The following is an 8,546-nucleotide window of genomic DNA, read 5'->3' on the forward strand; positions in this document are numbered from 1 at the left end:
GTTGCTCCTCTTTTCGGTACATTTTCTCCGGCTCATCCAAGCTTTCTGGGCTATTTTACACCCATTCCTTGCACTTTTATCAGTTTTCATCGCTGAACCTCCTTACCCTCTCCCCTTTTCGCTCTTTTTCAGCAAGCCCTAGATTATCTAAAAAAGCTGAGTTACTTTCCGATATAACTTATAGCTGTAAAGCAGCGTATTATCCTCACTGTCCTATTAAAGCAGATGAACTCGATCGATATGAGTTAGAAAGAATCAAAATCAAACAAGGAGAACAGCTTAATTTACCATTTCATTTAGTTGTACTAACAGTTAATCAACCTCCGTTACTCAAAGGCAGTTTTTATCGAACCAAGCGGCGATATAGAAGTAGAAAAGGAGGTGCGAGAAAATGTCGTTGTATTTCCAAATCTTTTCAGAGGGAATTAGCATTTTTGAAACCTAAAGTTTTGGCTCCCGATACTCAATTTGTTACTCTTACTTGTAGTAATGGTGCGATTGTACAAATACCTGAATATTTGATGAAATTACTAGAGGAAGCAAATGCTAGTTTATCAGAAAAAGAGGATGCGGCGGATTTATATGCAATCGCTGGATTGCACGCAGCTATCAACTTTATTGAAGGGCTACCATCACTGCGAGCAATCCGATCTATGTACTCTTGACTTCACACGAGTCTAGTCATACAACTGGACAAGCATATTAGGTGCATCGGGTGGAAGTGGCAATCCTTAATGCTTGCTCAACCCTGAGTAAAACTGCGGATAGAAATTTAAAGAATATCTTTATAACTCAGTCTAAATAATTTTAATTAAGGTTTAGTTCACGCTCCTCTGGAAAAAAGCAATAATATTCATCTTCAGACAGCTTTCTGTACTTTTGTCTAGGATTTATCAAGGAAAAGAAAGTCTTTTTAGCTTTGCGGCGAATCTCACTGGAAATAGGTTGTCCTAAAGTAAAATTAAACTCGTCAGGAGCGTAGACACCTGTTATGATAACTTCAAAACATTGAAATGGAATAAAAGTGCTGGTTAAGGTGATTACTTGAGCAAATTCGACTGTCTCTAAGGTGCTACCAAGCTTAAAAAAAGCAGGTGGCACCCAATATCCTGGTCTTTCCAGTATGTATGGGAGAGGCAAAAAGATGTCAGTCAAGGTAGGTTTCTCCTCGTCAAGTTAGTTACAAGTTTTTTTAGTAAAGCTTGCTTTTCTAGCGATCGCTAGTCCAAAAAATTACTGTTATGCCCACACTTGAATCGTGTCCTCCACGCGAACGACAAGAAACTGACGATCGCGACTCAAGGCAAGAGGTTCAATTTCATGAATATCATTTGCCAATGTACAAATCTCTCGATTAGTTGCCAAATCCCACACCAGTAATCCGCCAAGTTCACCTCGACATATCAATACGCGACCATCCACACTCATAACCGTTGGCGCTTTCCCAGGCAGCACATAAAGAACTTCATCTGTTCGCAAATCCCAAACGCTGGCAGTACTCGCGCGATCGCCGCTAGCTAGCACTTGCCCATTGGGGCGCGTGGCAAGGCAATCTGCAATCCACTCACTAGAAGTTTCATAAGTACGAAGCAGTTCCCAAGTTTGAGTATCCCAAAGATGGTGGGAATCGTTTTGGCGATCGTGTGCCTGACTCAAGAGCAATGCTTCATCAGGACTCAGAAGCAGAGATTGAACTCTAGACGTATGTCCTCGTAAGTAATGAATGAGGTTTGGCTCAGCCCAAGTTTCATTAAAAGCTCGATCTGTAATCGGAAGTTGATACACATAAATAGGTTCAATGCCATAAGAAGTAACACCCCAACCACCTGCTATTAATGTATATTCCGATTTGATTGCTAGGGCAGTGGGTTCACATTTTAGGCGATAACCATCAAGCACAAAATCTCCTCGCTGCAAATGATATCCCTCTAGTACGCGTTGATTATTGGAGATGACATAAGAGCCATTCGGACTCAGTACAATATGTCCTCCGTCCTCCCAACTGGCAACTGTTAATTCGACTTGTAACTCACCTGTTCGATAATTCCAAAGGTAAGTTCTCATTTCTCGATCTGTGTAAGTAATTAATGTCCTTTCATCTGGCGTAAAGGCTACATAGTCCAGAGTTTGCCAACAGCGATAAGCAGCGGGAGTTTTCTGAGGCTGTTTTTCCCTTTTCCCATAAGATAACCAATAGTTGTAGTGTTCATAGTCAGGAAGGAAATGTAAGGTGCACAGTGGCTGTAGATGCCGATAGGGTAGATAATCCCATAAGGCTTGTTTAGCTCGTTCTGACTGGTTTTCTGTTAGAAGTAAATGTGCTGCTTCTCTAACCAATTGGCACGGATCGTTTAATGCCTGAACGATTAGATACAGTCCAGCATCTCCATAATCAAAGGCATCTAGCACAGCATCTATACGCTGTTGCTCACTACCCAACTCCATATCATGTTCAATTTTCTTCAGAGTTTTTGCTTCACTCATCAATTGAATCCTGCTACTTTGAAAAGCTTGCAATATAACAACAACTACATCACTCAATTAGAAATTTCTGCATCAACGCCTTAAGGCAAATTACCTCTAATACAGCTTGCAGTAGTAACTCAACAATCTTTGTTTCAGGAAAAGCAATACTGCAATTTGTTGTATAAAGAATATGGAAAATTAGTACACCTTGAAAGGGCTAGTATCTCAAGAGTAACTCTTAATTTATTATTTTTTGTATTATGATTGTAACCTAAATGTAGGATAGTATTTCTCTATTTGGGGAAAAGCAGGGTTACTGCCATGACTAATCAACTTAATTGCGCCATGTTTACCCGCTTTGCTGATTGTTGTCGCACCAAAGATAGCCTACCAGCAGAAGCGAAGCGTACCGTCGAAGCATTGCTAGAACTGATTGAATGGAACTATGTCTGGAGTATCGCAATTCCCCAAGGTGACTGGATGGTGCTTCTTCAGCGTGAATATGAACCCGAAGGATGGCGCTATGTTGCCGACTGATCTATCGCCCAAGGCTCAACAGATTATTGATCGATTATCCGCGATCGATTACGAAAACCCGAACATTGACGAACAACGAATTCGAGATGCCTTTTCCCGGCTTTTAAAAGCACTGAATCAGCACGATCGTCCGGTCGAGATTTATCGCTCCTTTGATGCTGCATTCGATGCTGCCTCGGAGGTTATGTTTTTTGATGCTGCGTGGCAAAAGGCGATCAATGCTGCGTGGAAAGTTGTGTACGATCCACAGCATGAAGCAGCACTGGAAGCGGCGCGGGAAGGGGCGAGTGCTGCGACGAGTGATGCTGCGCTGGAAACAGTGCGGAAAGCGGCCTTTGACGCGGGGTTGGCAGCAGCGAAAAAAGGTATGTTTGATTTTGATGCGGCAAGTGATGCTCCACATTTTAGTGTGGCTAAGGCGGCGCGAGAGGCTGCATTTAGGACTGCCAAGAAAACCGCGATCGATCCTTTGTGGAATAAGGCGTGGAATATTGCGTTTGATATGATGTTTCCTTGGGCGTGGCGTGAGGCGAGCAAAGCTGCCAGTAGTGCTGCCAGGACTGTGAAAGGTGCTGCGAAGCAGGCGGCGTGGGGTGATGCGTTTAATGCTGCATTTAGGCAGTTGTGGGTTAGTGGTAGGAGTTCTGCGAGTATGGTTGCATGGCACACTACTCGAGAAGAGGCTGCCGATATTCCGCGCAATCTTACCTTGGCTGCTGTGAGGAGTGTTGCCAGAATTGCGGTTTTGGAGGCTGCCTTTGATGGCAATCAGAATTCTGCGTGGCGGAACAGAAACGAGGTGGCAACGGAAGCGGCAATGGCTGTTGAGATCGCCGATTTTATTACTAGCAGCCGTCAGTACAAGCGATTGTCTCCTGTGTGGATGCCATTTGTAGATGCGCTGGAAGCGGGGTTATTTTGTTTTTGGATTACCCAAACCAAAGTTATGGTTCTGACCTCTCCAGTAATGCGAATTCAAAACGAGCAGCTTCATGCAGACGGCAAGCCTGCTGTTCAATGGTCAGACTGGGAGTGTTATTATTTCTGGCGAGGAGTCCCGATTCCCCAGAAGTACGGAGCAGTTTTGTCACAGAATTGGCGATCGCAATGGCTGTTGCAAGAACCAAACGCAGAACTTCGGCGCGTCCTGATTCAAGGCATTGGCTATGATCGCATTGTGCAAGACCTTGAAGCCGTAGAACTAGATGCTTGGCGGGAATACTCGCTGTTGATGGTTCAGGCAGATATCGATGTCGAACCGATCTGTCTGTTAAAAATGACTTGTCCTAGCACGAATCATATTCACGTTTTGCGGACACCACCTGATATTACTTCGGCGCGAGAGGCGATCGCTTGGTGCAACTGGGATATTGACCCCGAAACTTTTGTAGTAGAAAGCTAGTATTGCTGATTTGGCTATAACCGCACAGCTTCCTTTTGGTCGGTTTGATTGCGTTCGCGCAGCGTGCCGGAGGCATATCGCTCTCCCAAAGAAATTTTAACACCTGGAGAATCTCATGGAACTTAATCTATCGCACCAAGGGCTTAAAAAACTTCCATCTGACTTTTTTCAACAGCATAAAGACTTGAGAAAACTTTATGTAAGCCATTGTGACACTCTTGACGAATTGTTACCGGAAATTGGGCAATTGCATAATTTACAAGAACTCGATTTAGGGTGGAATAATCTCACAACGCTACCACCTGAAATTGGACATCTGAAAAACTTACGCTACCTCAGCATAGAGGGAAATGAACACTCACGTACTGGATACGGGCCGCCTGGTGAAAATAATCTTACAGCACTACCGCCTGAAATTGGTCAGCTTGAAAACTTACAAAAACTTAGTCTTGCGGAGAATCAGCTTACAGCATTGCCACCGGAAATTGGGCAATTGCATAATTTACAAGAACTTGATTTAAGGTGGAATAAGCTCACAGCATTACCGCCAGAACTTGGACAATTACGTAATTTACAAAAACTCGATCTAAGTGATAATCAGTTTACAGTATTGCCACCGGAAATTGGGCAATTACATAATTTACAAGAACTCGATTTAGGGTGGAATAAGCTCACAGCATTACCACCTGAAATTGGGCTATTGAAGAACTTACAAAAACTCGATCTAATAGGAAATAAGTTAATAACACTCCCACCACAAATTAGACGACTGCAAAATTTGCAAGAACTCACTCTAGATTACAATAATTTCACAGCGCTACCGCCGGAAATTGCACAATTACAAAAATTGGAAAAAATCTCTCTAATGAGTAAAGTTCCCATTCAAGATCTGTCAGAATTAGCCAACCATCCCAATCCAAAGTTAAAAGTTTGGGCTTTTGTTGGAGTTGATCTTCCTCGGCAATACTGGACTCATCTGAGTCAGTGGAAAGCAGAGTGGCTGCTCACCGAAAACAATGCGAAAATTCGTGGAGTCTTGAGCCAACAAATTAACTTACAAATCGAGCAAACGAAATAGCTAGGCGCAAAAGAGTTGAATCAATTTGCCAAATCCTAGCCATTTGGTCTGATTATTTATCAATGTTTGCGATCGCTAAATCTTATGACTATTCAAGTCGATATATCCGAATTGAAGACGTTTACTGACTGGTGTCGCGTCAAAGATCGCCTACCAGCAGAAGCGAAACGTACTGTTGAAGCATTGCTATTTCAACTAGAAGGTTATATATGGGCAAAGTTTGCAGATGAATCCCTGTGGCAGGAATGGGATGAATGGCGATGTGCGACCTGAACTGGTCGTCTAGTACGAGGAACCCTGTCCTCTAGGAGATTCACACCTCCTACCCCCACGTAAAAGACTCTCTGAGTCCGGTCACGGTCGAGTAGGTAACGAAACAACCGGAATGCAGACCACGAAAGTAGCCGAAGCTATCAGCCTAAGATAGTTAGGAGCAAGGGGGATTTCTTTGAACGGTGAACGCAAGTGAATTGTCATAAGCTGCGTCATTCATCGAGGAACCAAATAAGGCTGATAGGTTCCTATGAGGGGGTTAAAGACTGTCGTCATCTTTAACCGTGTGAACAATAAACCTCATCGCAGTAGAGACAGCACCCAATAAAGAAAAGAAAACTAGACGATACAACAGGGTAAACCCTACAAGGTCTAAGGAAAGGTCGAAATCCCTAGTAGGTCAAAGGCAACAATGACGGAAAACCTTGGAGGGTAGAGGATGGATGAAAAAGCGAAGGCTGATTTGTAATGAATCAGATAGGGGTACCCTTCGGGAAGCCTACGGCTACAAAATTTGCCTCTGACCGAAAGGAAAGCAGAATTCATCTGGGTCTTATACGAAAGACGAAATGATTAAGAAATCGAATCTAATGACAAGTTAGATACCGCCATGAAAATGACCGTAAACGGACAAAGGAAACAGCTAGAAGATTGGAGCCAAATTAATTGGCGACAAATAAGAAAAGCTGTGAGAAATCTACGTCAAAGAATCTTTCGTGCCAAACAACACATAAAATCCACCAACCCGAAACTTGGCGTGGTGAGATACGCTGATGATTTCATAGTCACAGCTAGGGATAAAGGAAGTCTCGAAAAAGCACAAATCCAGATTCAGCAATGGATGAATTCAAGAGGCTTAGAACTCAGTACTGAGAAGACGGTCATTACGTCAATGGAAGATGGTTTCGACTTCCTTGGCTTCAACCTAAGACACTATAGCGGTAAACTGCTAACCAAACCATCCAAAAAGAAAGTATTAGCTTTCTGTAAACGGATAGGAGAGGAAATCAAACGTCTGAATGGTCAAGAGCAAGAGACAGTCATCAGAAAACTGAATCCGATTCTCAGGGGTTTTGCTAACTATTATAAAGGTGGAGTTAGTAAAGAAACTTTCAGCTATATCTCATACCGAGTATGGCAATACCTTTGGCGTTGGGCAAGGCGTAGACACCCCAACAAAAGCAAAAAGTGGGTTAAGAATCGTTACTTTAAGACCATCCAAAATAATCAATGGACGTTCGCTTGCGAAAGTGAACGCCGTAGGAAAAGGGGGACAACTATTTCCCTGTATCCTATCGCAAAAACACCCATTGAAAGGCACATAAAGGTTAAAGGTAGCGCGTCACCAGATGACCCGTCCCTGAGAGAGTACTGGGATAAACGTCTCCAAAAGAACGGGAAATCATACTGGGAGAAAGGCTCAAAATATTATGAAGTAGCCAAACTCCAAAATTGGAAATGTCCCATCTGCGGTGAACCATTAATCAATGGGGAAGAGGTCGAAACCCACCACATAGTACCTGTAGCTAAAGGCGGCCTAGACGACACTGACAACCTACAGCACTTGCACGCAGCGTGCCACAAACAGGTACATTCAAAACCCAAGTTGAAAGGCTTGAAGTAAGGCTTGAGCCGTGTGTTGGGAAACTGACAAGCACGGTTCTTAGGGGAGGTGCGGGTAGTAATATCCAATCCTTACCCGACCTACTCGCCTCAGAAACGAAGTAACGATATTGCCAACTTACCGAAATGCAGTTATACTTATCGCTATCTAGCGTAAGGGATAAGAAGGTGATTTGAGTGCAACGCAAAGTCGTCAAAGTCCGAATTTACCCAACAAATGAGCAGCAACATAAGCTGGCTCAGATATTTGGGTGTGCAAGGTATTGGTGGAATTATGCTCTAAACAAGAGCATTGAAACCTACCGAGAAACAGGTAAAGGATTAGGACGGTCTGCGTTAAACGCACTATTGCCAGCACTCAAGAAAAGCGAAGAAACTAAATGGTTGGGTGATTGCTACAGCCAAGTATTACAGGCAACCACATTAAATCTAACCACCGCATATAAAAACTTTTTTGAGGGAAGGGCGGCATTTCCCAAATTCAAATCTAAGAAAGGAAAGCAATCAGCCCAATACCCTCAAAATGTAACTGTTTCGGAAAATGAGATGAAAATTCCAGGGGGAGTTGGGGAAATAAAAGCATCAATTCATCGCCCGATTGATGGCAAGATAAAAACTGTTACTATCAGCAAAACCCCATCAGGTAAATATTTCGGTTCTGTATTATTTGAAGTGGATGGAGAGCCACCATTATCAGCAGAGGGAAAGATTTACGGAATTGATTTAGGGGTTAAACACTTTGCCGTTGTTAGCGACGGCGAGAAGATTTCTAAATATGACAATCCTAAACATTTAGCTAAACATGAAAAGAATTTAAAGCGCAAGCAACAAAAACTTTCCCGCAAAAAAGATGGGAGTAAAACCAGGGAAAGGCAACGTAAGTTAGTAGCTAAAGTTCACGAACGAGTAGCCAATACTAGGCAGGATTTTCTGCATAAACTTAGTCATAAGTTGACCAGCGACAGTCAAGCTGTGATAGTGGAAAATCTTCATGTGAAAGGCATGGTTCGGAACCAGAATTTAGCCAAAGCTATATCTGATTGTGGATGGGGAATGTTTGTCAATTTCTTGGCGTATAAGTTAGAGCGCAAAGGTGCAAAGCTTATCGAAATTGATAGATGGTTTCCTAGCTCTAAACTCTGTTCCAACTGTTATCATCAAGTCTCT

General features: G+C 43.0%; 9 protein-coding genes. 7 read left to right on the forward strand and 2 right to left on the reverse strand.

Features of this window, described 5'->3' with window-relative positions; genetic code table 11:
• The coding region (locus tag ACE1CC_RS02540) for a hypothetical protein (protein WP_413268904.1) at positions 1-665 on the forward strand (665 nt) is incomplete at its 5' end.
• Between the two features lie 142 nt (positions 666-807).
• Here ACE1CC_RS02540 and ACE1CC_RS02545 read toward each other — a convergent pair.
• Both ACE1CC_RS02545 and ACE1CC_RS02550 read right to left on the reverse strand, forming a co-directional pair.
• Entirely contained in the window at positions 808-1,155 is a 348-nt protein-coding gene (locus ACE1CC_RS02545; protein ID WP_413268905.1) for a hypothetical protein, read from the reverse strand.
• Positions 1,156-1,239: 84 nt separating this feature from the next.
• Positions 1,240-2,484 carry a WD40 repeat domain-containing protein gene (locus tag ACE1CC_RS02550; protein ID WP_413268906.1) on the reverse strand — a complete coding sequence of 415 codons (1,245 nt, stop codon included), beginning with the start codon at positions 2,482-2,484 and terminating at the stop codon, positions 1,240-1,242.
• Positions 2,485-2,787: 303 nt separating this feature from the next.
• On the opposite strand from ACE1CC_RS02550, the gene ACE1CC_RS02555 reads away from it, so the two are divergent.
• The 6 genes from ACE1CC_RS02555 to ACE1CC_RS02580 all read left to right on the forward strand — a co-directional run.
• Positions 2,788-3,003 carry a hypothetical protein gene (locus ACE1CC_RS02555; RefSeq protein ID WP_413268907.1) on the forward strand — a complete coding sequence of 72 codons (216 nt, stop codon included), beginning with the start codon at positions 2,788-2,790 and terminating at the stop codon, positions 3,001-3,003.
• Positions 2,990-4,405 carry a DUF6745 domain-containing protein gene (locus ACE1CC_RS02560; protein WP_413268908.1) on the forward strand — a complete coding sequence of 472 codons (1,416 nt, stop codon included), beginning with the start codon at positions 2,990-2,992 and terminating at the stop codon, positions 4,403-4,405. The genes ACE1CC_RS02555 and ACE1CC_RS02560 overlap by 14 nt, the downstream gene beginning before the upstream one ends.
• Before the next feature lie 115 nt (positions 4,406-4,520).
• Positions 4,521-5,483 (forward strand): leucine-rich repeat domain-containing protein, encoded by a 963-nt coding sequence (locus ACE1CC_RS02565; protein ID WP_413268909.1) that lies wholly within the window; start codon positions 4,521-4,523, stop codon positions 5,481-5,483.
• Positions 5,484-5,567: 84 nt separating this feature from the next.
• Positions 5,568-5,756, forward strand: a complete 189-nt coding sequence (locus ACE1CC_RS02570; protein WP_413268910.1) for a hypothetical protein — start codon at positions 5,568-5,570, stop codon at positions 5,754-5,756.
• Between the two features lie 610 nt (positions 5,757-6,366).
• A complete protein-coding gene (locus tag ACE1CC_RS02575) occupies positions 6,367-7,380 on the forward strand; it encodes a group II intron maturase-specific domain-containing protein (RefSeq protein WP_413268911.1) in 1,014 nt (337 codons plus the stop codon).
• Positions 7,381-7,556: 176 nt separating this feature from the next.
• A partial coding sequence (locus tag ACE1CC_RS02580; protein ID WP_413268912.1) for an RNA-guided endonuclease InsQ/TnpB family protein occupies positions 7,557-8,546 on the forward strand: 990 nt, incomplete at its 3' end.

Source organism: Floridaenema aerugineum BLCC-F46, assembly GCF_041929345.1.
GTDB lineage: Bacteria > Cyanobacteriota > Cyanobacteriia > Cyanobacteriales > Aerosakkonemataceae > Floridanema > Floridanema aerugineum.

Bases quoted from the DNA above. Each gene is read 5' to 3' on its own strand.
- ACE1CC_RS02570 (WP_413268910.1), top strand. From the start codon at position 5,568: ATGACTATTCAAGTCGATATATCCGAATTGAAGACGTTTACTGACTGG.
- ACE1CC_RS02565 (WP_413268909.1), top strand. From the start codon at position 4,521: ATGGAACTTAATCTATCGCACCAAGGGCTTAAAAAACTTCCATCTGAC.
- ACE1CC_RS02560 (WP_413268908.1), top strand. From the start codon at position 2,990: ATGTTGCCGACTGATCTATCGCCCAAGGCTCAACAGATTATTGATCGA.
- ACE1CC_RS02550 (WP_413268906.1), bottom strand. From the start codon at position 2,484: ATGAGTGAAGCAAAAACTCTGAAGAAAATTGAACATGATATGGAGTTG.
- ACE1CC_RS02575 (WP_413268911.1), top strand. From the start codon at position 6,367: ATGAAAATGACCGTAAACGGACAAAGGAAACAGCTAGAAGATTGGAGC.
- ACE1CC_RS02555 (WP_413268907.1), top strand. From the start codon at position 2,788: ATGACTAATCAACTTAATTGCGCCATGTTTACCCGCTTTGCTGATTGT.